The sequence below is a fragment of the Rhodococcus parequi genome (assembly GCF_046042785.1).
GTDB lineage: Bacteria > Actinomycetota > Actinomycetes > Mycobacteriales > Mycobacteriaceae > Prescottella > Prescottella parequi.
On the sequence record NZ_JBDLNV010000004.1, the window covers coordinates 586,961 to 611,300 of the forward strand.

The following is a 24,340-nucleotide window of genomic DNA, read 5'->3' on the forward strand; positions in this document are numbered from 1 at the left end:
CCGTACAGCACGCCGAACCGAGAGCCGGCATGCGACCTGCATCACACAAGGTCACACCCGTCGCGCCTGCCTCGTCCTCCCTCCGACCGCGAAACAACGCATCAGGAGGAAGCACCATGAACGCTCGTCTCGACTTCTTCGGCAATGCCACTGCCGCCAAGTTCGCCAAGTACATCAACTCGGCGGGCAAGGTCATCAGCGATTCGACGTTGCCTGCCGCGACGCAGGAACTGGTGAAGATCCGCGCCAGCCAGATCAACGGATGCGGGTTCTGCACCGACATGCACACCAAGGACGCCGCGCACGCCGGCGAGACGACACTGCGTCTCAACCTCGTCGCAGTCTGGCGTGAGGCCACCGTGTTCACCGACGCCGAGCGTGCCGCGCTGGAACTCGCCGAGCAGGGCACCCGCATCGCGGACGCCGCAGGTGGCGTCCCGGAGGAGGTGTGGACCAACGCCGCCAAGCACTTCGACGACGACCAACTCGCCGCGTTGACGGGTCTGATCGCGTTGATCAACGCCTACAATCGCATGAATGTCATCGCTGCCACCCCGGCAGGCAGCTACACCCCCGGCCAGTGGGGCTGAGATGTCCGCCGCAACGGAGTTCGACGCCCTGCGGCCACGTCTCGTCGGCGTGGCCTACGGCCTGCTCGGCAGCGTGACCGAGGCCGAGGACGTGGTTCAGGACGCGTGGGTTCGTCTGCAACGCAGCGACATCGACGACATCGACGACCTCACGGGATGGTTGGTCACCACCACCTCACGGCTCGCGCTGGACGTTCTGCGTTCGGCGCGCACCCGCCGCGAGAGCTACATCGGCCCCTGGCTCCCGGAACCGGTGGAGACCGCATCCGATCCGGCCGACGCGGTCAGCCTGGCCGATTCGATCTCGTGGGCGATGCTGGTAGTACTGGAGACACTCGCCCCCGCCGAACGCGCGGCATTCGTCCTGCACGATCTGTTCGGCCTGTCGTTCACCGAGATCGGCACGGCGCTGGGCCGCAATCCCGCCGCCTGCCGCAAACTCGCATCCCGCGCGCGCGAGCACATCGACTCCCGTAAGCCGAGATTCACGATAGATCCCACCGTGCACCGCAGTGTCGTCGACGCCTTCGCGGATGCGGCGGCCTCCGGGGATCTCGAGGGGCTGCTGCGGGTCCTCGACCCGAACGCCGTGCTCACCGCCGACGGCGGCGGCATCGTCCGGGCGGCACTCGAACCGATTCTCGGCGCCGACGCGATTGCCGCCTTCCTGTCGGCCGTCGCGAGCAAGGGACCGCGTAAGACCATGCGCGCCACGGTGGTCAACCACAACCCGGCGCTCCTGGTGTTCGCCGGCGACACCTTGGACGGCGTCGTCGCCCTCGGCATCACCGACGGTCGCGTCACTTCGATCGATTTCGTCCGGAACCCGCAGAAGCTCAACGGCATCGGGGGGAACGGCGACTGACGGACGAACCGCCGGCAGCGTGTCAGGTGTCGGCGGACCCGTCGGCGTCCACACCCGATTTCTGCCGCAGCGGCACTTCCCGCCAGATGAGGATCAACACCAGCGACACGACGGCGAGAACGACGATCGGCGGATAGACCGCCTCGAAGGCGATCGCGAAGCCGTCCTTGAACGGGGCCGCGAGGGTGGGGTTCAGCTGCTCGATGAAGGACGTGTCGTTCATCGCGGCGCTCGCGGCGCTCGGGTCCCCGCTCATCAGGCCGCGCGCGATCTCGGCCTCCACCGGGTTCGGGCTGCTCGCACCGGCCGCGACGGCCTGTTGGAACTCCGGCGACTGGGCGGCGTCCTGCAGTTGGCTGGTGATCGACGGCGTCAGCTGGGCGAACAGGATCGACAGGAACAATGCGACGCCGAGCGTGCCGCCGATCTGCCGAAAGAACGTGGCGGACGCGGTGGAGACACCCATGTCCTTGGGCGGCAGCGCGTTCTGGATTGCGAGCGTCAACGGTTGCAGCAGGTTCCCCAGACCGAGTCCGAGCACGAAAATGAAGATCATGAAGACGTACAGACTGGTGTGCGCGGTCACCGAGTGCAGCAGCAGCGCGGCCACCGCGATGAGGACGGCGCCGACGATGGTGAAGATCCGGTAGCGGCCGGTCCTGGCGATCAGCTGACCGGAGACGACCGAGCCGATCGCGATGCCGAGCACCGCGGGCAGCATCTGGAATCCGGCGAGTGTCGGACTCGAGCCCTGCACCACCTGGAGGTACTGCGGGATGACGGTGATGGCGCCGAACATCACCGCGCCCACCAGGAAGCTGATGAGCACGCCGAGCGCGAACGTCTGGCCGCGGAAGAAGTGCAGTGGGAACAGTGCCGCGTCCTTCATGAAGTATTCGACGACGACGAAGCCCAGCACGCCCACGATGCCGATCGCGTAGCAGGTCAACGATTCCGGGCTGGTCCAGCCCCACGCCCGGCCCTGCTCGGCGACCACGAGAATCGGGACCAGGCCGACCGCGAGGACCAGGGCGCCCCACCAGTCGATCCGCATCGGCCGGTGCACGGGCGGCAGGTGCAGCACCCGCCACACCACGGCGAGCGCGACCAGTCCGATGGGGACGTTGACGAGGAACACCCACCGCCACCCGGCGATCCCCAGGATCGACGGCTGCCCGGACAGCAGGCCACCGATCACCGGGCCGAGGACGCTCGACGTTCCGAACACTGCCAGGAAATAGCCCTGGTAGCGAGCCCGTTCCCGGGGCGAGACGATGTCGCCGACGATCGCGAGCGCCAACGAGAACAGACCGCCGGCGCCCAGTCCCTGGACCGCGCGGAACACCGCGAGCATGTACATCGACTGCGCGAACGTGCACAGCACCGACCCGAGGACGAACAGGACGATCGCGGCCATGAAGAACTGTTTGCGGCCGTAGATGTCGGAGAGTTTCCCGTACAGCGGGGTGACCAGGGTCGCGGTGATGAGATAGGCGGTGGTCACCCACGCCTGCAGCGCATACCCGTCGAGGTCGTCGGCGATGGTGCGCATCGCGGTCGCGACGATCGTCTGGTCGAGCGCGGCCAGGAACATGCCGAGCATCAGGCCACTGAGGATCGCCAGGATCTGGCGGTGGCTGAAAGTGGCCTGCCCGGGGGCGACGGCGGGATCGGTGCCTCGTGGTTCCTCGGTCATGTCCGGCCCCGCCGTCGCTCGTCACATCGTGGTCAGCGTCCCTGGAACTCGGGCGGACGCTTCTGGAACACCGCCGTGATCGCCTCGGTGAGGTCCTCCGACGGCAGGAAGGCCGCATTCCACGCGGCCACGTAGCGCAGGCTGTCGTTCACCGCCGCGGAGCGGCTGTGGTCGAGCACGTCCTTGACGCCCTGCACCACGAGCGGCGGGTTGGCCGCGATCTCGGCGGCGGTCGCGTGGGCCGCGGCGAGCACTGCGTCGGCATCCTCGAACACGTCATTGACCAGTCCGATCTTCTCCGCGCGGGCGGCGTCGATGTCCTTGCCGGTCAGCGCGAGTTCACGCAGGTGCCCGTCGCCGATGATCGCCGGCAGGCGGGCGAAACTGCCCATGTCGGCGACGATAGCAACCTTGACCTCGCGGATGCTGAACTTCGCGTCGGCGCTCGCGTAACGGATGTCGGCGGCCGAGATCAGGTCGACGCCACCACCGATGCACCAGCCCTGGATCGCGGCGACGACGGGCTTGCGGCAGTCCGCGACCGCGTTGATCCCGGACTGCATGCGCTTGATGAGGTTGTGGAAGTCGGTGCGCGGCCCGGCCTGGGCCTTGTCGGCGAGGACGGCACCGAAGCCGCCGCTCATCGCGGGCAGGTCCAGTCCGAACGAGAAGTGCCTGCCGGATGCGGCGAGCACGACGGCCCTGGTCTCCGGGTCGGCGTCGAGCTCGGCGAAGATGCCGGGAAGCTCGTCCCAGAAGTCCGGTCCCATCGCATTGCCCTTGCCGGGGCCGATCAGGGTCACCTGTGCGACGTGGTCCTTGCGCTCGACTGTGAACGCCTTCCAGCTCTGCTGTTCCGTCATTACCGAAGAGTAACTTGACGGCGTCGGGCGCACCAGCGTCAGGGAGCGACGGGATAGTGGCTGGTGATCGCGACGCGGTTCCACGCGTTCATCACGATCGAGAGCCAGCTGATCGCCGACACCTGCTCGTCGGTGAGGGACCCGTCGTCCCACACCCGGGCGTCCGGCACCGACAGTCGGGTCACCTGCTCCGCCAGCGCGAGCGCCGCCCGCTCCTGCGGCGTGAAGTACTGCGATTCCCACCACGCCGCGAGCACGGCCACCCGGTCGCTCGTTTCGCCCTTCTCGAGGGCGTCACGGGTGTGCATGCGCAGACAGAAGGCGCAGCCGTTGAGTTGCGAGATCCTGATCTTGACCAGGTCACCCACCAGTGGGCCCAGACCCGACGCCTCGACGGCCGCGTCGGCCTGCCCGTTCAGCGCGATCAACTGTTTGTACGCCTCCGGGTGCTGCTTGCCGAGGTTCACGGAACTCATGTGTGCTCCTTCGATTTCCGAGTGAGACGGCATCATTCGCGGTGCCGCACGATGTTCAGAACGTTCCCGTCCGGCGCGCGGACGAAGAATCTGCGCACTCCCCCACGGCTCCGTGGTGAGCGGGTACACGATCTCGAACCCGGCCGCCCGCGCTTCGGCGTACGCGGCATCGACGTCGTCGGTGTGTACCGACACGACGGAGTCCTCGGGGGCCGATGCGTCGCCGGTGACGAGCTGCACACTCACCCCGGTGTCGGGCGAGGTGTAGCGGGCGACCCAGCCCATGTCGAACTCTTCGGTGCTCAATCCGAGGAAGTCGGTGTAGAACCGCCTGGCGGCATCGACCTCGGGGACACGGAGATTGGCCGTGATTCGTGTGACGCGCATGTCGTCCTCTCGTCCCGAGATCGGTGGGCGTCTTCGATACTCCCAGTTCCACGAGGCCGGTGCTCCGAACTCGTGATTCCGTCTCTCGGCACGCGCCTTTCCGCGCCCGCCGACCCGTTAAATGTGTGGAAATTCGCCACCCCTCGGCCCACATCGCGCGGCAACCGGAGCATGATCGAACTGCCCACACGTGGCTGCGACGTCGAGAGAGGTTGCGCATGCTCCTGCACCAGGGAATCGGCCTCGACCGGTTCAACGAGCTCCCCCGCCGTCGGGCGGTGCACGCGCTGTTCGAGTGCTGCTGCTGCCTGCCGTGGTCCGCGCGCCTTGCCGACGGCCGCCGCTACACGTCGCAGACGCAACTACTCGCGGCCGCAGACGCCGAGCTGCACGCGCTGCCCGAGTCCGAGATCGCGCAGGCACTGCAGGGCCATCTGCGGATCGGCGCGCGGGCGCGCAGCCTGCCGTCGTTTCGTGAACAGTGCGCCGTGTGGGTCGAGGACGCCGCCGTGATGCGCACGCTCGACGACGCCGCGACCGCTTACGAGGAGCGCTTCGGCTTCCGTTATGTGTGGTTCTCCGACGGCCGCGACGGGCGGGCGCTGCTGGCCGACCTGACGACCCGGATGTCCCACGACCTCGACACCGAACGAAAGGTCCGGACAACGGAACTCGCCCGAATCACGCGTACCCGGCTGGAACGGATGCTCGGTCCCGAGGGCGGGTTTCCGGACTACTGAGACCGGGTGGCCCGCGCGACGGCGCCGGCGAACAGGGTGGTCACCACGTCGCCCATCGCTCGTTGGTCCACTTCCTCGGGGTCGACGGAATGCTCGAGGACAAGTCCCGAGATGAGTGCCATCAAGGCGATGGCGGTGGTGCGGACGTCGAGGTCCACCCCCCACTCCCGGGCACGGTCGCCGATCAGTTCGACGAGTTTGCCTCGTAGGTAGCGGCGCTCGCGCAGATACGCCTGCTTCACGACGGGATCTCGGCCCGCCTGGACGCCGAATTCCAACACGAGCAGCGACCAGTCCGGGTCGGCGGTGAGTGCGGCCGCGATCTCGGCGCCGCCGCGCCCGACGGCATGGGCCAGGTCGAGGCCGGATATCTCGGCGAGGACGCGACCCGCGAGGTCGAGGGAGCGCTGCGCGAACAGTTCGGCGAACAGATCCTGTTTGGATTCGAAGTTCGAGTAGACGGCGCCCTTGGTGAATCCGGCGCGGCGAGCGATCTCGGCGAGCTTGGCGCCGGTGAATCCCTGCTCGGCGAACTCGTCGGCCGCGGCATCGAGGATCCGGGCACGCACCACGTCCCGCCCGGGCCGCGCCGTCGCGGACAACTCGTCTTGACGACTACCAGTCACGATACCTAGGGTATTCAATACCCACGGTATCGACAAGACCGCGCGGACCACCCAGACACCGAGGACACCCGTGACCGCACCGACCACCGAGACAGCCGACGCCACGACGCCCGCTACCGCCCCCGCAGTCCCCCAGGCGCATGCCAGTCCGCTCGAGCGATTCGGGCCGCGCAAGGTGATGGCGGCGCTAGTCGTCGGCGTGCTCGCGCTGCAGCTCGGATTCATCCTCAGCTACGTCGCGGCGTTCCATCAGCCGACGCCGCGGGACATCTCCGTCGCCGTGGTCGCCGGCCCGGGCCTGCCCGCGGGTATCCCGCAACAGTCGGTCGATCAGCTCAACGCGCTCGACGGGCATCCTGTCGCCGCCCGCGTCGCCACCGACACGGCCGAGGTGCGGCGTCTGCTCCGCGATCGCGAGATCCAGGGCGCGTACGTGATCGAACCGAACGGCACGGACACCCTGATCACCGCGAGTGCGGGCGGCAGTTCCATCGCGTCGGCGCTCGAGTCGATCTTCGGGAAGGTCGCGGAGAGCCAGCATCGGCAGCTCGTGGTGCGCGACGAGATCCCGGTCGGCGCGCACGACAATCGAGGGCTGTCAGGCTTCTACCTGTCGATCGGCTGGGTCGTCGGCGGTTATCTTCTGGCGGCGGCGATCGGCCTCGTCATCGGGGCGCCGGCGACGCTGCGACGAGCGTGGGCGCAGGTCGCGGTGATGTTCGGCTACGCCGTCGTGTCGGGTGCGCTCGGCGCGCTCATCACGACCCACGGGCTGGGAACCTTTGCCGGCCATTGGTTCCCGCTGTGGATTCTGGGCACCGGCGTGGTGTTCGCGACCGGGCTGTTCACTTTGGGCCTGCGCGCGGCGATCGGCATCCTCGCGGTACCCCTGGCGATCGCGGTGTTCGTGGTGCTCGGCAACCCGAGCGCGGGTGGCGCGTTCGGCGCCAACGTGATCCCGAGTTTCTACGCTGCCATCGGCAAGTGGATCACTCCCGGCGCCGGGACCGAGGGCGTGCGCAGCATCGTGTACTTCGACAACGTCGGGCTGGGGCAGCCGACGGTGGCGCTCGCGCTGTACACGGCGGTCGGCGCTGTCCTGCTGCTCGGATTCACCGCGTGGCGGTCGCGGAAGATCGGCAGTTCGAGCGCCGATACGGCTGCCGCCGCCACGAAGTAGTCCTACTCTGAATCCATGCCCAGGCTGCTGCATCCCAATGCGGCGCACGTCGCCGACACGTTGATCGCGCGCGGTCACCACGGCGTCATCGTCACGCAGCCGGCACCGACGCGCAGCGCCGTGCAGGCAGCCGAAGCGCTGGGGGCAGACCCGGGTGCGATCGTGAAGTCGCTCATCTTCCTGCTCGACGACGAACCGGTGTTACTGCTGGTCTCCGGGGCTCACGAGGTGAACGTGGCAGCCACCGGGGCCCGCCTGCAGGGCACCCTGACCCGCGCCTCGCTCGACGTCGCGCAGGAGGTGACGAGTCAGCCGATCGGGGGCGTCGCGCCGCTCGGACACCCCACGAATCTGCCGACGTACCTCGATACCGCCCTCGCCGCGCACGCAGAGTTGTGGGCGGCCGCCGGGCACCCCGACACGGTCTTCCGCAGCACCTTCCCCGAACTCCTGCGGGTGACGGCCGGCTTGGCCGTCGATATGGACTGATCGGTCCGAGGCGGCGCGGAGCACGGGAAGAGTAGTTGCCCGCTCAGTGAACGAGAACCTGGTTGCCCGGTGAGCACGGCCTTATAGTGGCGACAGTCCACCAGGTTCGAATCGGAGAATGCCTTGTCACAGTCTGTCGAGAACGCGCCCGAGCTTGCTGTCGTCCCCGCCGATGGCGCGGAGGGCATCAGCAACGACGAGTACAAGGCCGCGATGCGCCGCCACCCGGCCGGCGTCACCATCGTGACCCTCGATTCGGAGAACGGTCCGGTCGGCTTCACCGCGACGTCGTTCGCGTCGCTCTCCATGAATCCGCCGCTCATCTCGTTCAACATCGCGCTGAACTCGTCGAGCATCAACGCGCTGCACGCCACCGACTCGGTCGTCGTGCACCTGCTCGGCGAGCACCAGCAGCACCTGTCGCAGCGGTTCTCCCGCAGCGCGGACCAGCGGTTCAGCGACGAGACGCTGTGGTCGCGTCTCGAGACCGGCGAACCCGTGCTGCACGGCACGCCGATCTGGATGCGGACCACGATCCACCAGCTGATCCCGGCCGGCGATCACACGCTGGTGATCGGCCACATCACCCGTCTGCACAACGAGAACGACGACGAAGCCGCCGCCGCTCCCCTGCTGTACCACGAGGGCCGGTACCACCGCGCGACGCCGATCGACTGATACTTCGGTGGGTTCGCCCGGCCCGGTTCGTCATCGACGGTGAACTGGGCTGAGGACGGCGCACCGACGGCGGTAGCATGGGTCCGACACCATCCGGTCCACAGGATCGAGAAGTCATGGATCTGCATCTGGCCGGCAAGACCGCCGTCGTCACGGGTGCGAGCAAGGGTATCGGACTTGCGGTGACCCACGCGCTGGTGTCCGAAGGCTCACACGTCGTCGCCGGATCACGCACTCGCACTACCGAACTCGAAACACTCGAGGCCGGTGGATATGTGACGTTCGTGCCGTGTGACCTGTCCACCGCGGAGGGCCCGCCGGCCCTGGTCGAGGCGGCCGCCGAGCGCGGTGGTGTGGACATCCTGGTCAACAACGCCGGCGCGGTCACCCCACGCACCGGTGGCTTCGCCAGCGTCTCCGACGAGGACTGGATGGCATCGCTGACCCTGACGTTCCTGTCCGCGGTGCGGACCACGCGCGCTGCTCTCCCCCACATCGTCCGCCGCGGCGGCGGATCCGTCGTCACCGTCAGCTCGGTCAACGCCTTCCTCCCGGACCCCGGTGTCGTGGACTACTGCGCCGCGAAGGCCGCGCTCACCAACTTTTGCAAGTCGTTGTCCAAAGAGGTTGCCGGTCAGAATATTCGGGTCAATACGGTCAGCCCGGGCCCGGTGACCACCGCCCTGTGGCTCGCCGAAGGCGGGGTCGCCTCCACGGTGGCGCGGGTGAGTGGCAACACGGCGGAGTCGGTCGTCGAGGCCGCTGCGGCAGGTTCCGAGACGGGCCGCTTCACCCGTCCCGACGAAGTGGCCGATCTGGTGGCGTTCCTCGCCAGCGACCGCTGCGGAAACGTCACCGGTGCAGACTTCGTCATCGACGGCGGACTGATCAAAACCCTCTGATCCACAACCCCGATCGCTGGGACAATCGACGTCATGGACCGCACCTTCGACGAACTGGTCGCAGAGGCCGAGGCCGCCCCGATGGAGGGCTGGGAATTCTCGTGGCTCGACGGCCGCGCCACCGAGGAGCGCCCGTCGTGGGGCTATCAGCGCCAGTTGGGCGAGCGCCTCGCACGCGCGTCGGCCGCACTCGACATCGAGACCGGCGGTGGGGAGGTCCTCGCGGGCGCCGGAGCGATTCCCCCGACCATGGCCGCGACGGAGTCCTGGCCACCCAATCTGGTGAAGGCCACCGAGGTGCTGCACCCGCTGGGTGTGGTGGTGGTCCGGGCGTCGGACGAACCACCGCTACCGTTCGCGGACAACGCCTTCGATCTCGTCAGCAGCCGTCATCCCAACATCGTGTCGTGGCCGGACATCGCTCGGGTGCTCGCCCCCGGCGGGGTCTATCTGGCGCAGCACGTGGGCCCGGCGAGTGCCTTCGAACTCGCCGAGCACTTCCTCGGTCCGCAACCCGAGGCACGAAAACTGCGGCATCCGGACACGGCTGTGGCCGAGGCGCACGCCGCCGGGCTCGAGGTCGTGGATCTGCAGTTCGAGCGGCTGCGCATGGAGTTCTTCGATGTCGGCGCGGCGATCTACTTCCTGCGGAAGGTGATCTGGATCGTCCCCGGCTTCACCGTCGACGCCTACCGTGCCCGGTTACGGGACCTCGACCAGCTGATCCGAGCGGAGGGGTCGTTCGTCGCCCACTCCACCCGATTCCTCATCGAGGCCCGCAAACCGGACTGACGGAGCAGGCTCAGGAAGCGCGAGCCGGGCGAGTCCGTCCGAATCGGGCGAGTGCCTCGTCCACGGCGTCGGACGCGGTCGCCAGTCCGCGCCGTTCCAGCCAGGGCAGCGTCCCGTCCACGATGCGCTCGAGCACCTTCGGGAGTGCGAGCGGCAACAGGGTGACCCCGTCGGCGACGTCGGCGGCCCGGATGTCGGCGAGTAGGCTGGCGAGCCCCTCCGCGGTGCCGACGTAGGACAGCGACGACGACTGGTGCGGCACGCCGAGCGTCTCGTCGAGCAGCGCCAGTTCGGTTCGGGCGCTGCGGAAATCGGCGGCGATCAGGACCTCGACGTCGACGAGGACCGTGACGCTGTCCGGATCGCGGCCCTCGGCGGCGACCTCGGCCCGGATACGCTCGCGGGCCTGCTGCGCGCCGCGCAGATCGGTGGCCTGGATGCGCCGTACGACGGCGGGCCGGGCGGCAAGGTCGAGAATGTCGGGGCCGACGGTCAGGTCGACCCAGTAGTCGGGCCCGGTGAGCGGGACGTTGCCGGCGATGCGCGATGCGGCCGGATGGTGTCCGGCCAGCGTCAGTTCGACGGCCACCCGCAGCGGGCGTCTCGGGGCGATGGACGGGACGGAAGCGAAAACGGAGTGGGACATGACGATTCCTCGGGAGTTGACAGCTGGTGAGGGCGCGGGGCGTCAGCGCGTACAGCTGTCCGAGGAGGTGCGGCACAGATCGACATGGCGACGGGACCACTGCCCGTCCGTGTGCGTCGACTCCATGCGCGTCACGTTATCCCCCGATCCGGTCCCCCACCACAGTTCGAATCAGACCGATTCCGAGGCGGCTAGACGCACTCGGCGGCACCGTCGGTGCTGCTGGAGAAGCCACGGGTCTCCGGAACCGGGTTCCACAGGCCGTCGGTCTTGCCGTAGTTCCACGTCTGCTCACCGGCGACCAGCTGGCGGACGGCGGCGATCAGACGCTCGACGTCGTCGGAGCCGGTGCCCAGGCCGAGGCTCGCACGCACCGCACCGCCGGCGTGGCCGATGCGGTTGAGCAGCGGGTGGGCGCAGAAGCGGCCGTCGCGCACGCCGATGCCGTGCTCGGCCGACAGGAATGCGGCGATCTGACCGGGCTCGTAGCCGTCGATCGTGAAGGTGACGATGCCGACGCTGTCCGGGGCGTCCGACCACAGGCGCAGCAGCTGCACGCCGTCGATCTCGGCGAGACCCTCCGCGAGGCGGGTGGCAAGGACCTGCTCGTGTGCGACGACCTTCTCGAAATCCAACGCGGCCAGCGCATCACATGCGGCGGCGAGGGCCGCGACGCCGAGGACGTTGGGGCTGCCGGCCTCGTGACGGGCCGGGGCCGGGGCCCAGCAGGTCTCGTCGACGGTCACCTCGCGCACGGCGCCTCCGCCGGCGAGGTAGGGCTCGGCCTCGTCGAGCCAGTCGCGGCGGCCGACGAGTACGCCGGCGCCGAACGGCGCGTACAGCTTGTGGCCGGAGAAGGCCAGGTAGTCGACGCCGCTCTCGGTCAGGTTCACGCGGCGGTGCGGGGTGAGCTGCGCGCCGTCGACGAGGATGCGGGCGCCACAGCGGTGCGCGATCTCGGCGAGTTCGGCGATCGGGAGGACCTCGCCGGTGACGTTCGAGGCGCCGGTGACGGCGAGGAGCGCGGCGGGCTTGGCACACAGCTCGGCGACGATCCGGCGGATGGTCTCGGCCACCGTATCGGCGGCCTCGACAACGCGAGAGTTCTTCCACGGCAGGAAGTTCGCGTGATGCTCGATATCGAGAACGACGACGTCACCGGGAACGCAACTGGCGAGGAGGTTGAGCGAATCGGTGGTGTTGCGGGTGAAGACCACGACCTGATCGGCATCGGTGCCGACGAAGCGCTCGACGGAGCCGCGGGCGCTCTCGTAGGCCTCGGTGCTCACTCGCGAGGCGTAGCCGGCACCGCGGTGGACACTCGCGTAGAACGGCAGCAGTTCCTGGACGCGGTCGGTGACCTGCGACAACGCCGGAGCACTCGCCGCGTAGTCGAAGTTCGCATAAACGCAGGTTCCACCCCCGACGAGCGGAACCTGCAAGTCACAGCCGGACACCCGAGCGATCGGGGCGGTGGCACAGGCGTCGGCGGTCAGTACAGCGGTCATCACAAATCCTTCGAGTCCTGGGACTCGTCGGCAGTGGAAGTCGACGCCATCGGAGTCCGCGCTTGCCATGTCCTTGTGGACCATGACCTGGTCGTCACCCGGAGCACCCCACCGCGGTTGGAGGGTTGCCGACCAGCTAGCCGGGGCTTGACGCTGGTACTCGTGACCTGGCAACGAGAATGGCAGAGCCGTCCGCGCGATGTCAACCCACCGTCAACCCTTCGGCCATGAGATGGTCGTCACACTCGGGCGAGCTCCGCGAGGCGTCGCTCGAGGAACAGCCGCGAGGACGCATTGCGGGTCAGCGCGACGGCCCGGCGATACTCGCTCGCCGCCTCCGCGGTGCGCCCCGCCCGCCGCAGCAGATCGGCCCTAACCGCCGCCACGACGTGCCCGATCCGGTCGGCGTCGGAAGTTCCCAACGCGTCGACCGCTCTCAGCCCGGCGTTCGGCCCATCCCGAAAGCTCACCGCCACAGCACGGTTGATGCGAACCGCCGGCGATTCCCGCAGCGCGAGCAGGCGGTCGTAGGCGCGGACGATGCCGGCCCAGTCCGTCTCCGCGAAGGACGGTGCCACCGCGTGCGCGGCCGCGATCGACGCCTCGAGCGCATATCGTCCGCCACCACCGGGCACCGCAATCGTCAAGCACCTCAACCCTTCCGAGATCTGCTCGCGGTCCCACTTCGCCCGATTCTGCTCGTCGAGCGGCACCGCCCGTCCGGTCGCGTCGAGACGGGTGCCACGCCGGCTGTCCTGCAGGCACATCAGCGCCGACAGCGCCCATACCTCGGGTTCTCCCGGTACGAGATCGCACAGCAGACGTCCCAGCCGCAGCGCTTCGTCGCACAGCTCGGCACGGACGGCCGAGTCACCGGACGTAGCCGAATAGCCCTCGGTGAATACGAGATACACGCAGGCGAGCACGGCGGACAGGCGTTCGGGAAACTGCTCGTCGGACGGCAGCCGCAACGGAATTCCCGCGTTCCGGATCTTCGACTTCGCTCGGCTGAGCCGCTGTCCCACAGTGGATTCGGACTGCAGGAAGGCACGCGCGATCTCAGCGGTGCCGAGCCCGCACACGAGGCGCAGCGTCAGCGCCACCTGCGATTCCGCGGACAGTGCCGGATGGCAGCACGTGAAGATCAGCCGCAGTTGGTCGTCCCCGACGGAAGGCACGTCGTCGTCGGCTTCCTCGGGATGCCGGCGGAAGGCGTCCAGCTCACGGTCACCGCGTAGCCGTTCGCGACGCAGCCGGTCGATCGCCCGGTTCCGCGCCACGGTCGTGATCCACGCGCCGGGCTTGCGGGGCACACCGTCGACGGGCCACGTGCGCAGTGCTTCCGTGAACGCGTCCTGCACGGCATCCTCGGCGATCGCGATGTCGCCGACCAGGCCGGCGACGGTGGCCAGTGCGCGGCCGGATTCCTCCCGGAACACGCGCGTCAGGTCCACCGTCACCGGCGCGGCCGTCGCGGGCCGATCAGTCGGCAACGATCTGCCGGAGTTCGACGCACCCCTTGGGGCCGACCGGAATCTGCGCCGCGAGCGCGACGGCCGCGTCCCGGTCGGCCGCGGACAGCACGTAGATGCCGTTCGCGATCTCGTTGGCCTCCGTGAACGGCCCGTCGGTCAGCAGCATCTCCCCGTCACGCAGACGTACGGTCGTCGCCGACGCCGGCGGGAACAGCGCACCGGAACCGGTGATCCGGTCGCCCGCGATCTCGCCGAAACGCTTGTGTTCGGACACCCGCGCCTCCCATTCGGCCGAGCCGGGCTCGTTCGCGGACCCCGACGGTTCGCGCAGCAGCGCGGCCCACCGCGGGTCGGCCGACTCGTCCTTCCCGTTCCAGAACACCATCGGCCACAGTTCCACGTGCCCGGTCGAGACGTCGGGGAGCTGCCGCACGAGACTCAACGCGGCGTCCAGGTCGGCGGCGTCGAACACGTAGTAGCCTCCGACCGCCTCGGCGACCTCCGCGAACGGCCCGTCCGTCACGCTCGCCTGTCCGCCGTCGTGCCGGATCGTCGCGGCCTCCGCGCCCGGATGGAGACCGCCACCGGCGACAGCCTCCTGCGCCTCGGTCCAGAACTCCTGATGCCGCTGCATCGACGCGGCGTGCTCGTCGGTCCCGGGTACCGCCGCGGAGCCGCTCTCCTCGGCGGCGAGCAGTGCCAAGTAGTACATGTCGTCATCCTCTCTCCGACGCGGGGCCGATTACCCCGCTTTCGTCAACACGACGTGCGGGGGACACCGATTTCGACACATCCGGGGGAGAATCTTCGGGAAGAAGCGATTCGCCTCGCCGGGCGGGTGTTCATCCTCCGGACACCTGGACGTGAGACAACCTGATGTCCGCCCGACCAGGCACAGAGAGGGACGTCCCGGATTGTCTGCCCAGCAAGCAACAGACCAGTCGGACCAGCGGTTGTCGCACCGGATACCCGCCGAGTTCCTGCGGTCCGGCCTCGCGCCCGCGCCGCGCACCCTCGTCGACATCCTCGAGGCGACCGCGGCGCAGTTCCCGGACGCGACCGCGATCGACGACGGCGCCGCTCCCCTCACCTACCGCGAACTGCTCGCCGAGATCGGGACGGGCGCCCGCCTGCTCGTCGACGCGGGTGTCGGTGCCGGGGACCGGGTCGGTGTGCGGATGCCGTCGGGCTCGCGCGACCTCTACGTCGCGATCCTGTCGGTCCTCGCGGCCGGCGCCGCGTATGTCCCGGTCGATGCCGATGACCCCGACGAGCGCGCCGAACTGGTGTTCGGCGAGGCACAGGTCGCCGCGATCATCACCGCCGACGGCGTCCGGCCCGGCACGGCGCCGCGGCGTGCGGGGGCTCCGCAGGTCCGTCCGCCCACCCCGGGCGACGACGCCTGGATCATCTTCACCTCCGGGTCCACCGGCACCCCGAAGGGTGTCGCCGTGACGCACCGCAACGCGGCAGCCTTCGTCGATGCAGAAGCACGAATGTTTCTGCAGGACAATCCGATCAACTCACACGATCGGGTGCTGGCGGGGCTGTCGGTGGCGTTCGACGCGTCGTGCGAGGAGATGTGGCTGGCGTGGCGGCACGGCGCCGCGCTGGTGCCCGCGCCCCGCTCGCTCGTCCGCAGCGGCATGGATCTCGGCCCGTGGCTCGTCTCCCGCGACGTCACCGTCGTCTCCACGGTCCCGACGCTCGCCGCGCTGTGGCCGGCGGAGGCGCTCGAGGCGGTGCGGCTGCTGATCTTCGGCGGCGAGGCGTGCCCACCGGAGCTCGCCGAACGCCTCGCGATTCCCGGACGCGAGGTGTGGAACACGTACGGCCCCACCGAGGCCACCGTCGTCGCGTGCGGCGCCCGCATGGACGGCACCGGTCCGGTGCGGATCGGCCTGCCGCTCGACGGCTGGGATCTCGCGGTGGTCGACGCGTCGGGCGATCCGGTCGCCGACGGCGAGGTCGGCGAACTCGTCATCGGCGGTGTCGGGCTCGCCCGGTACCTCGATCCGGCGAAGGACGCCGAGAAGTACGCACCGATGCCGACGCTCGGCTGGGACCGCGCGTACCGCAGTGGCGACCTGGTCCGGCTCGACACCGCCGGTCTGCTGTTCCAGGGCCGCGCCGACGACCAGGTGAAGCTGGGCGGACGCCGCATCGAACTCGGCGAGGTCGACAACGCGCTGCAGAGCCTGCCCGGGGTCAGTGGTGCGGCCGCCGCGGTCCGCAAGACGGCGGCGGGCACCTCGGTCCTCGTCGGTTACCTCGCGAGCACCGACCCGGATTTCGATCTGAAGGGGGCCCGCGACCAACTGGCCGAGCAGCTGCCGGCCGCGCTGGTGCCCCGGCTGGCACTGGTCGACGAACTGCCCACGCGCACGTCCGGCAAGGTCGATCGCAATGCGCTGCCGTGGCCGTTGCCCGGGGCAGCGGACGATCCGGCGGAGGCCGCGGGTCTCGACGGCACCGCGGCCTGGGTCGCGGGGCTGTGGGCGTCGATCCTGGGCGCGGGCATCACCGGCCCCGGCGACGACTTCTTCGAACTCGGCGGCGGGTCGCTGTCCGCGGCCCAGCTGGTGACGGCGCTGCGCGAACGATTCCCCGAGGTGACCGTCGCGCAGTTGTACGACCATCCGAGGCTCGGCTCCCTCGCCGATTTCCTCGACGAACTCTCCCCCGCCGCGGCCACCGCTCCCCGGCACGTCACCCCGATGTCCCGGCGCGCGCAGGCCGCGCAGATCGCGGTCACGGTGCCGCTCATGACGCTCACCGGTCTGCAGTGGGTGACCTGGCTGGCGATCACCGGCAACGTGCTCGCGTGGTTCGACGTCGGCTGGGCGCCGACGCTGTCCTGGTGGTGGGTGGCGCTGGCATTCGTCCTCTTCATCACCCCGCTCGGCCGGATGGCGATCGCGGTGACCGGGGCCAGGCTGCTGCTGCGCCGCCTGGAACCGGGCACGTACCGGCGCGGCGGCCCGGAACACCTGCGGCTGTGGATCGCGCTGCGCCTCGTCGAGGCCAGCGGCGCCGACAATCTGTCCGGCGCGCCGTGGATGCTGTACTTCGCCCGCGCCCTCGGTGCCAGGGTGGGCAGCGGCGTCGACCTGCACACCCTGCCGCCGGTCACCGGCATGCTCGTGCTCGGCGACGGCTGCTCGGTGGAACCCGAGGTGGACCTGTCCGGGCACTGGATCGACGGCGATGTCGTGCACGTCGGCGAGATCCGCATCGGCGCCGGGGCCGCGGTCGGTGCCCGTTCGACGCTGCTGCCGGGTGCCCGCATCGGCCGCGGCGCCGAGGTCGCCCCGGGGTCCGCGGTGTTCGGGAAGGTCAAGGCCGGCCAGCACTGGGCCGGGTCGCCCGCCGTCAAGGTCGGCAAGGCGACGCATCCGTGGCCGGATCATCCGCCGCGCCGCGCCGCGCACTGGGTGCCGATCTTCGGCGTCACCTCCGTGGTGCTGGCAGGCATGCCGATCTTCGGCCTGGCCGCGGGTCTGCTCCTGATCGGGTGGATGGTCCGCGGCGCCGCCGATCTCGGCGACGCCTCCCTGCGCGCGCTCGCAATCCTTCCGTTGGCGACGCTGCTGAGCCTGTTCGTCTTCGCGGCGCTGACGGTGATCGCCGTGCGTCTGCTGTCGATCGGGCTCACCGAGGGCTATCACCCGGTCCGCAGCCGGGTGGGCTGGCAGGCCTGGGCCACCGAGCGCCTCATGGACTCGGCCCGCACGTTCCTGTTCCCGCTGTACGCGAGCCTGCTGACACCGCTGTGGCTGCGACTGCTGGGTGCCAGGGTGGGCCGCGACACCGAGATCTCGACGGCCCTCGTACTACCGAAGTTCACCACCGTCGCGGACGGCGCCTTCCTCGCGGACGACACCATGGTCGCGAGCTACGAGCTCGGCGGCGGCTGGATGCGCATCGAACCCGCCAAGATCGGCAAGCGCGCCTTCCTCGGCAACTCCGGCATGGCCGGGCCCGGTCGACGGGTCCCCAAGAACGGTCTGGTCGCCGTGCTGTCGGCCGCACCGAGCAAGGCCAAGTCGGGATCGTCGTGGCTGGGCAGCCCGCCGGTCCGGTTGCGCCGCGCCGCGACGGAGTCCGACGCGTCCCGCACCTTCGAGCCGCCGCTGCGCCTGAAGGTCGCCCGCGCGTTCGTCGAGACGTGCCGGCTGATCCCGGTGATGGTGACGTTCGGGATCGGGCTCGGGGTGCTGTTCACGCTGGCGTGGCTGGTCTCCGTCGGCGGATTCTGGCTCGCGGCGCTGTGCGGCGGCGTGGTCCTCATGCTCGCGGGTGCCGTCGCGGGCGCAGTGTCGGTGGCCGCGAAGTGGCTCGTCGTCGGCCGCATCGGCGCCGTCGAACACCCGCTGTGGAGTTCGTTCGTGTGGCGCAACGAGGTATCCGACGCCTTCGTCGAGACCGTCGCCGCCCCGTGGTTCGCGCGCGCCGCGAACGGCACCGCCGTCATGAACGTGTGGCTGCGCGGGCTCGGCGCGACCATCGGCCGCGGTGTGTGGTGCGAGACGTACTGGCTGCCCGAGGCCGATCTGGTGACGCTCGGCGACGGCGCCACCGTCGAGCGGGGGTGCGTCGTGCAGACGCACCTGTTCCATGATCGGATCATGTCCATGGACACCGTCACGTTGGGCGCGGGCGCCACCCTCGGCCCGCACTGTGTCGCGCTGCCCGCCGCCGGACTCGGCGACGGCGCCACCGTCGGCCCCGCGTCGCTCGTCATGCGCGGCGACGTCGTCCCGGCGTCCACCCGCTGGCAGGGCAATCCCATTGCGCCGTGGACTGATCCGACGGCCGTGGGTGATGCGCGGTGAAGTCCGGGAAGACCGCCGACGAGCCCCTCGACGCGTATCTGCCGCAGGCGGGCAACCGCGGCTACCGGGTGTCCCGGTACGACCTGGACCTCACGTACAAAGTGCACAGCAACCGACTGTCCGGCAAGGCGACGATCACCGCGACCACCACCGACGTCCGGCCGCGCTTCTCGCTCGACCTCGCGCCGACATTGCAGGTGTCGAAGCTGTCGGTGAACGGCCGACGGGTCGCGAAGTACACGCACCGTGACGGCAAACTCGTGATCACCCCGGCGCAGAAGATCCCCGCCGGCGGCGTCCTGGCGATCACCGTGCAGTACTCCGGCAACCCGCAGCCGATCTCGAGCCTGTGGGGCGAGGTCGGCTGGGAGGAACTGTCGGAGGGGGCGCTCGTCGCAAGCCAGCCGAACGGTGCGGCGTCGTGGTTTCCGTGCGACGACCATCCGAGTTGCAAAGCGAGCTATCGCATCTCGATCACCACCGACTCGCCGTACCACGCCGTCGCGAACGGCACGCTGGTCCGCAAGCAGACCAAGGCGAGTCTGACGACGTGGGTGTACGAACAGACCGAACCGATGTCGACCTACCTCGCCACCGTCCAGATCGGCCCGTACGAGCGTCGACGCATCGACGGCGCCCGCGTCCCGATGCACGCGATCCATCCGCAGAATCTGCGGGATCGTTTCGATCACGACTTCGGTCGTCAAGCGCAGATGATGGACGTCTTCGAGAGGCTCTTCGGCCCTTACCCGTTCGACGACTACTCGGTCGTCGTCACCGGTGACGACCTCGAGATCCCGATCGAGGCGCAGGGCCTGTCGATCTTCGGCGCCAATCACTGCGACGGCCGTCGCGGCTCCGAACGCCTCGTCGCGCACGAACTCGCGCACCAGTGGTTCGGCAACAGTCTCACCCTGGGGGCGTGGAAGGACATCTGGCTGCACGAGGGATTCGCGTGCTACGCAGAGTGGCTGTGGTCGGAGAACTCCGGCGGCCCCGACGCCCACACCCACGCGGTCCAGGCCCATCGTGGACTGGCCGCCAAGCCGCAGGACATCCTGCTCGGCGACCCCGGACCCCAACTGATGTTCGACGACCGCATCTACAAGCGCGGCGCCCTCACCCTGCATGTCCTCCGGGAGCAGATCGGCGACGACGCCTTCTTCGCCCTCCTGCAGAAGTGGACCGCGAAGTATCGGCACACGACGGTGTCCACCGAGCAGTTCACCGATCTGGCAGCGCATTACACCGACAAGCCGCTGCGGGGCCTGTGGGACGTCTGGCTCGCAGCGAAACCGCTACCCGCGCTCTGACGCCTCCGGCAGGTGCCGGCGCCACTTGACGACGACGAGCACCAGGCTCGCCGCCGCGACGATCGCGCCGAACACGAACATCATCGGATAGGTGAGCGCCGTGGTGGACTCGGCGATCACCGCCATCACGGCGGGCACCGCGAAGCCGAGGTAGCTCAGCGAGTAGAACACCGCGGTCAGCCCGGCCAGATCGTCCGGCCCGGCGATCCGCTGGATCTCCTGCAGGCCCGACACCAACGCGAGACCGTAACCGCACCCCAGGATCGCGGCGGCGATCATCGACATCGGCACCGTCAGTGCGTCCGACGCGACGGCCGCCACCGACATGCCCAGCACGAGCACCGCGAGGGCGACCGCGACGGCACGGGCGTTCGACGGCGTGTCGATCCTGCGCCCGACGGCCTGGATCGCGAAACCGGCGCCGAGACCGATCATGCACAGCAGCGCCGAGAACGCCACGGGCGCACTGCCACTGCGGCCGGTCATGAGGGCCGGCATCACCGCGTACGCGGACGCGGCCGCGCCGAACACCCACGGGGCGACCGGGGCGACGATGTACAGGAAGCGCCGGTGCCCGACGGCCGGGATCTTCAGATCCTGTGCCAGCGACCGACGCTCGTCCTTCGGAACGGCGGGCCGGGTCTCGGGCGCGCGCAGCAGCGCGAGGCCGGCTGCCAGCGCGAGCGCCGAATGGACGCCGTACGCAAGCGCACTGGGCCACGGCGCCCACTGCGCCAGGATCCCGGCAACGCCCGCCCCGATACCGAAGCCGGCGGTCAGGCTCATCGCCGCGCGCCGGGCACCGGCGCCCGGCCGGGCCGACGGGTCCCGATCCTGCGTGGACAGTTCCTTGAGCCAGCTGCCACCGACGGCCATGCCCAGCCCCAGCGCGACACCGGACAGCACGCGTCCGACGATCAGCCACGCCGCCGAGTCGGCTCCGGTCGCCAGCACGAGCGATCCGGCCACCGCGATGAACGGCGCGGGGACCATCAGCGGACGTCGGCCCAGCCGGTCCGAGAGCGGTCCGCCGATCAGCAGTGCCGGCACGATCCCGAGCACGTATGCGAACAGGAAGGTGTCGACGACCACCTGGGTGAAGCCGTGATCGAGCTTGTACATCACCAGCAACGGCGTGAACTCGTTGCCGCCCCACGCGACCGCGAACATTCCGGCCGCGACGAGCGTCCAGCGCTTCAGGCGTGTGGCCGATCGGGTGCCGACGACGGCGTCTTCCCTGACCGCGGTCATCGCCGGCCTCCCTCGCTCAACGCGTGGACCTCGCGCATGTGCCGACGGACCGCGGACGCGAAGCCCTCCGCGTCGCCCGCCTCGATCAGGTCCGTCAGCCGGGCGTGGTCCTCGATGATCTTGGTGATCTGTTCCGGGTCCCGGGCCAGCGACGACGCCGTCATCCGGCGCTGACGCTCCCGCAGACCGTCGTAGAACGTCTCGAGCAGGGGGTTGCCGCCCGCGCGCACGAGCGCCCGGTGGAAGTCCGCGTCGAGCGCGCTGAACTGCGCCGCATCACCGCCCGACGTCACCAGCTCTCGCTGCCGCACCAGGTTCTCGCGAAGCGCCGCGACCAGCGTGTCCCGCACGCGGGTACTCGACGCGACGGTCTCGACCGCATGCACCTCGACGAGCAGTCGCGCGTCGACGACGTGCTCGGCCTCCCCGTCGGCGACCGGCACGATCAGCGCGCCACGCTTGGGGTACAGGCGCATCCAGCCTTCTGCTTCGAGCCGCAGGAAGGCCTCGCGCACCGGCGTCCGGCTCGATCCCATGCGCGAGGCGATCTCGCCCTCACTGATCAACTCGCCGCCGGGCAGATCCCCGGAGAGGATCAGCTCCTTGACCTCTCGGTACGCCAGCTCGGCTGCGGAATACAACTTAGACACAAGATGTATTTATACGCCTTGCGAACGATCTTCGTGCGCTCGGGGTCAATCGATGGACTCCGGGACCGAGGGGCGGGACTGCGCCACGTATCGGCCGCCGTGCCGCACGATCGTGATCGGATGGTCGAAGCACTCGCTGATACGCGCGGTCGTGATCACCGATTCCGCCGGCCCCTGCGCGGTGATCCGCCCGTCCCGGATCAGCAGCGCGTGAGTCGTGGTGGTCGGGATCTCCTCGATGTGATGGGTGACGAGAATGCTCGCCATCGACGGATGCTGCGCCCGCATCGCATCGAGTGCGGTGAGCAGTTGCTCGCGGGCCGCAAGGTCGAGACCCGTCGCCGGCTCGTCGAGAAGCAGCACCGGCGGATCCGGCATCAGTGCGCGCGCAATCAGCGCCCGGCCTCGTTCGCCCTGTGACAGGACGGGCCAGCGGGCTTCGATGCGCGGCGTCATCCCCATCATTGCGATCAGTTCCTCGGCCCGCGAACGGTCCGCGTCGGTGGGCTGCCAGCGTTGCGCGAACTCGGGTGTGTTCGTCAGACCGGTCAGGACGACGTCGCGGACAGTCAACGGACGCTCGATCGCGTGGCGAGGGTTCACGTGCCCGATGTGCGATCTGAGCTCGCGCATGTCCACTCGACCGAGCCGGTGCCCCAGTACGTGGACGGTGCCGTGAGTCGGATGCGTGACGGCACCCAGCAGGCTCAGCAGCGTGCTCTTGCCGGCGCCGTTGGCGCCAAGGAGCACCCAGTGCTGCCCCTGCTCGATTCGGACGTCGATGCCGCTGAGGATCTTCCGTCCTTCACGGACCAGATCGACGCCCTCGGTGCTAAGCACCACCTTGTCGTCCGTACCGGTACTCACTGGCCGTTCCTTCCGTCACGCAGACTCGCGATCATGGGGTCGAGGTTCGCTGTCGTCGCGGCGACCGCGGCCGCGCCGTCGCCGCGCTCGAGGGCGGCGACGAGAGCATCGTGGGCCCCGCCGGTGTCCGGCAGCTCGGTTTCGTTCTCCACCATGTCGACCAGTGCCGCGTGCAGAACGGGACGGGCCGAATCGAACAACGCCGTCAACACCGAATTGCCGGCCAGTTCGACCACGGACCGATGGAAGTCGAGATCGGCCGCAACGAATTCGGCTGCACTCGACGCCTGGCTCGCATGTCGGTCGGCCACCTGCCGTCGGAGGTCCGCAAGGTCCTCCGGTTGGGCACGCTCGGCCGCCAGCCGTGCAGCCTCCACCTCGAGCGCACGACGCACCTCCAGCACCTCGAGTACTCGGGATCGTCGCAGAAGCTTCTCGAGCACCGGAGCAGCAGACGGCTCGGCAACGAACGTTCCGACGCCGTGCCGGACGTCGAGCAGGCCGTCCCGCGCGAGCAACCGCACCGCTTCCCGGACGGACGAGCGCCCCACCCCGAGCTCCGCAGCCAGATCGGCCTCTCTCGGCAGCCGATGGCCCACGGCCCACTCACCGGAGTCGATCCGACCGCGCAGCACTTGCTCCAACTGCGGAACCAGCGGCCCGTTGCGCAGCATCTGTCCAGTCATCACCGTCACCTCCCAGCGGAAGTCTACAGACCTCAGACCTCTGATGTCTCGCGTGCTAGATATGAGTGCCTGTATTCACGGGACGGAGACAGCGCACCTCGACATCGCGGCCGGCGATTGCGAGAGCGGTTCCCGAGTAGGCGGCGCTCCGCCCGCGTGCGTCGACTCGGATCCGATTGTCGAGTCGTACGACATCTGCTCACGCTCGGCAGGGACGCGACGACGTGGCTCGACGGCCAGGAAGCCTCGGTATTCATCCAACGGGGTTTCACGATCGCCGACGACGACCTCGAATACCCGGGCGCCGGAGTGCGCGTGATACTTCACGAGCCCTCTCCCCGAGGTGCGGGAAATGTCGGCAGGCATCCCGGATTGGGAAGTGCCGCCCTGGTTTCCGCGGTGCCCGCGGCACTTCTTCGCATCGCCTCGGAATCCGAGCTCATCCAGACGGAGTTACGGGCGCAGGATTGTCGGGCGCCACACGCCACGACATTCCGGGAACAGATGGATACGGAAATGCCGAAGGCCCCCACCAATACTGGTGGGGGCCTTCGGTTAACGGGTGTTCGGCGGTGTCCTACTCTCCCACACCCTGTCGAGTGCAGTACCATCGGCGCTGGAGGGCTTAGCTTCCGGGTTCGGAATGGGACCGGGCGTTTCCCCTCCGCTATGGCCGCCGTAACTCTATGAAACTGTCACACATTCAACTCCCCGCCCGAACCCATTCCGCCGGCCCGAAGACCGAACAATGGTGGGGGTGAATGATATCTGTGTGTTGTTTCAGATACCGCACAGTGGACGCGTAGCTTCTTTGTGGTAAGTCCT

The 24,340-nt window shown here is 69.1% G+C and carries 22 protein-coding genes, 1 rRNA gene, 1 pseudogene and 1 riboswitch; of the genes and pseudogenes, 10 read left to right on the forward strand and 14 right to left on the reverse strand.

Annotated features, from left to right (window positions below; all coding sequences use genetic code 11):
- Positions 1-116 precede the first annotated feature (116 nt).
- Both ABEU20_RS14480 and sigJ read left to right on the forward strand, forming a co-directional pair.
- A complete protein-coding gene (locus ABEU20_RS14480) occupies positions 117-590 on the forward strand; it encodes a carboxymuconolactone decarboxylase family protein (protein ID WP_420165095.1) in 474 nt (157 codons plus the stop codon).
- A gap of 1 nt (position 591) precedes the next feature.
- Positions 592-1,455, forward strand: a complete 864-nt coding sequence (gene sigJ, locus ABEU20_RS14485) for an RNA polymerase sigma factor SigJ (protein ID WP_420165096.1) — start codon at positions 592-594, stop codon at positions 1,453-1,455.
- Between the two features lie 22 nt (positions 1,456-1,477).
- On the opposite strand, the gene ABEU20_RS14490 is transcribed toward sigJ, so the two are convergent.
- The 4 genes and pseudogenes from ABEU20_RS14490 to ABEU20_RS14505 all read right to left on the reverse strand — a co-directional run bounded on the left by ABEU20_RS14490 (position 1,478) and on the right by ABEU20_RS14505 (position 4,877).
- Positions 1,478-3,151: an MDR family MFS transporter gene (locus ABEU20_RS14490; RefSeq protein ID WP_420165097.1), complete on the reverse strand. Its 1,674-nt coding sequence runs from the start codon at positions 3,149-3,151 to the stop codon at positions 1,478-1,480.
- Between the two features lie 32 nt (positions 3,152-3,183).
- Positions 3,184-4,014: a crotonase/enoyl-CoA hydratase family protein gene (locus ABEU20_RS14495; RefSeq protein ID WP_420165098.1), complete on the reverse strand. Its 831-nt coding sequence runs from the start codon at positions 4,012-4,014 to the stop codon at positions 3,184-3,186.
- A gap of 38 nt (positions 4,015-4,052) precedes the next feature.
- Entirely contained in the window at positions 4,053-4,490 is a 438-nt protein-coding gene (locus ABEU20_RS14500) for a carboxymuconolactone decarboxylase family protein (RefSeq protein WP_420165099.1), read from the reverse strand.
- A 32-nt stretch (positions 4,491-4,522) separates the two neighbouring features.
- Positions 4,523-4,877 (reverse strand): annotated as a pseudogene (locus ABEU20_RS14505) (VOC family protein).
- A gap of 218 nt (positions 4,878-5,095) precedes the next feature.
- Between ABEU20_RS14505 and ABEU20_RS14510 the strand changes: the two are divergent.
- Positions 5,096-5,617: a 2-oxo-4-hydroxy-4-carboxy-5-ureidoimidazoline decarboxylase gene (locus ABEU20_RS14510; protein ID WP_420165100.1), complete on the forward strand. Its 522-nt coding sequence runs from the start codon at positions 5,096-5,098 to the stop codon at positions 5,615-5,617.
- On the opposite strand, the gene ABEU20_RS14515 is transcribed toward ABEU20_RS14510, so the two are convergent.
- A complete protein-coding gene (locus ABEU20_RS14515) occupies positions 5,611-6,243 on the reverse strand; it encodes a TetR/AcrR family transcriptional regulator (protein WP_420165101.1) in 633 nt (210 codons plus the stop codon). The two genes, ABEU20_RS14510 and ABEU20_RS14515, sit on opposite strands and share 7 nt — an antisense overlap.
- 70 nt (positions 6,244-6,313) lie before the next feature.
- Between ABEU20_RS14515 and ABEU20_RS14520 the strand changes: the two genes are divergently transcribed.
- The 5 genes from ABEU20_RS14520 to ABEU20_RS14540 all read left to right on the forward strand — a co-directional run bounded on the left by ABEU20_RS14520 (position 6,314) and on the right by ABEU20_RS14540 (position 10,284).
- Positions 6,314-7,423: a hypothetical protein gene (locus ABEU20_RS14520; protein WP_420165102.1), complete on the forward strand. Its 1,110-nt coding sequence runs from the start codon at positions 6,314-6,316 to the stop codon at positions 7,421-7,423.
- Positions 7,424-7,438: 15 nt separating this feature from the next.
- Entirely contained in the window at positions 7,439-7,912 is a 474-nt protein-coding gene (locus tag ABEU20_RS14525) for a YbaK/EbsC family protein (protein WP_420165103.1), read from the forward strand.
- A 123-nt stretch (positions 7,913-8,035) separates the two neighbouring features.
- A complete protein-coding gene (locus ABEU20_RS14530) occupies positions 8,036-8,590 on the forward strand; it encodes a flavin reductase family protein (RefSeq protein ID WP_420165104.1) in 555 nt (184 codons plus the stop codon).
- 116 nt (positions 8,591-8,706) lie between these two features.
- The gene (locus ABEU20_RS14535; RefSeq protein ID WP_420165105.1) at positions 8,707-9,492 is read left to right on the forward strand and encodes an oxidoreductase; all 786 of its coding nucleotides are present in this window, start codon (positions 8,707-8,709) and stop codon (positions 9,490-9,492) included.
- A gap of 33 nt (positions 9,493-9,525) precedes the next feature.
- Positions 9,526-10,284 (forward strand): SAM-dependent methyltransferase, encoded by a 759-nt coding sequence (locus tag ABEU20_RS14540; RefSeq protein ID WP_420165106.1) that lies wholly within the window; start codon positions 9,526-9,528, stop codon positions 10,282-10,284.
- Between the two features lie 10 nt (positions 10,285-10,294).
- Here ABEU20_RS14540 and ABEU20_RS14545 read toward each other — a convergent pair whose 3' ends face one another.
- The 4 genes from ABEU20_RS14545 to ABEU20_RS14560 all read right to left on the reverse strand — a co-directional run bounded on the left by ABEU20_RS14545 (position 10,295) and on the right by ABEU20_RS14560 (position 14,625).
- Positions 10,295-10,930 carry an LLM class oxidoreductase gene (locus tag ABEU20_RS14545; protein ID WP_420165107.1) on the reverse strand — a complete coding sequence of 212 codons (636 nt, stop codon included), beginning with the start codon at positions 10,928-10,930 and terminating at the stop codon, positions 10,295-10,297.
- Positions 10,931-11,121: 191 nt separating this feature from the next.
- Positions 11,122-12,438 carry an aminotransferase class V-fold PLP-dependent enzyme gene (locus ABEU20_RS14550; RefSeq protein WP_420165108.1) on the reverse strand — a complete coding sequence of 439 codons (1,317 nt, stop codon included), beginning with the start codon at positions 12,436-12,438 and terminating at the stop codon, positions 11,122-11,124.
- 53 nt (positions 12,439-12,491) lie between these two features.
- Positions 12,492-12,606, reverse strand: a riboswitch (SAM riboswitch).
- A 71-nt stretch (positions 12,607-12,677) separates the two neighbouring features.
- On the reverse strand, positions 12,678-13,931 hold the full coding sequence (locus tag ABEU20_RS14555; RefSeq protein ID WP_420165109.1) for an RNA polymerase sigma factor: 1,254 nt from the start codon (positions 13,929-13,931) through the stop codon (positions 12,678-12,680).
- The gene (locus ABEU20_RS14560) at positions 13,921-14,625 is read right to left on the reverse strand and encodes a YciI family protein (protein WP_420165110.1); all 705 of its coding nucleotides are present in this window, start codon (positions 14,623-14,625) and stop codon (positions 13,921-13,923) included. The genes ABEU20_RS14555 and ABEU20_RS14560 overlap by 11 nt, the downstream gene beginning before the upstream one ends.
- Positions 14,626-14,776: 151 nt before the next feature.
- Between ABEU20_RS14560 and ABEU20_RS14565 the strand changes: the two genes are divergently transcribed.
- Positions 14,777-18,748: a Pls/PosA family non-ribosomal peptide synthetase gene (locus ABEU20_RS14565; protein ID WP_420165111.1), complete on the forward strand. Its 3,972-nt coding sequence runs from the start codon at positions 14,777-14,779 to the stop codon at positions 18,746-18,748.
- Positions 18,745-20,061, forward strand: a complete 1,317-nt coding sequence (locus tag ABEU20_RS14570; protein ID WP_420165112.1) for a M1 family metallopeptidase — start codon at positions 18,745-18,747, stop codon at positions 20,059-20,061. The genes ABEU20_RS14565 and ABEU20_RS14570 overlap by 4 nt, the downstream gene beginning before the upstream one ends.
- Here the strand turns inward: ABEU20_RS14570 and ABEU20_RS14575 are convergent.
- The 5 genes from ABEU20_RS14575 to rrf all read right to left on the reverse strand — a co-directional run bounded on the left by ABEU20_RS14575 (position 20,047) and on the right by rrf (position 24,196).
- Positions 20,047-21,312: an MFS transporter gene (locus tag ABEU20_RS14575; protein ID WP_420165113.1), complete on the reverse strand. Its 1,266-nt coding sequence runs from the start codon at positions 21,310-21,312 to the stop codon at positions 20,047-20,049. The two genes, ABEU20_RS14570 and ABEU20_RS14575, sit on opposite strands and share 15 nt — an antisense overlap.
- A complete protein-coding gene (locus tag ABEU20_RS14580; protein WP_420165114.1) occupies positions 21,309-21,962 on the reverse strand; it encodes a GntR family transcriptional regulator in 654 nt (217 codons plus the stop codon). Before ABEU20_RS14580 ends, ABEU20_RS14575 begins: the two co-directional genes overlap by 4 nt.
- A gap of 45 nt (positions 21,963-22,007) precedes the next feature.
- Positions 22,008-22,829, reverse strand: coding sequence for an ABC transporter ATP-binding protein (locus ABEU20_RS14585; RefSeq protein WP_420165115.1), 822 nt, complete (start codon positions 22,827-22,829; stop codon positions 22,008-22,010).
- Positions 22,826-23,515 (reverse strand): FadR/GntR family transcriptional regulator, encoded by a 690-nt coding sequence (locus ABEU20_RS14590; RefSeq protein ID WP_420165116.1) that lies wholly within the window; start codon positions 23,513-23,515, stop codon positions 22,826-22,828. Before ABEU20_RS14590 ends, ABEU20_RS14585 begins: the two co-directional genes overlap by 4 nt.
- A gap of 564 nt (positions 23,516-24,079) precedes the next feature.
- Positions 24,080-24,196: ribosomal RNA gene (gene rrf, locus ABEU20_RS14595) — 5S ribosomal RNA — on the reverse strand.
- Positions 24,197-24,340 lie beyond the last annotated feature (144 nt).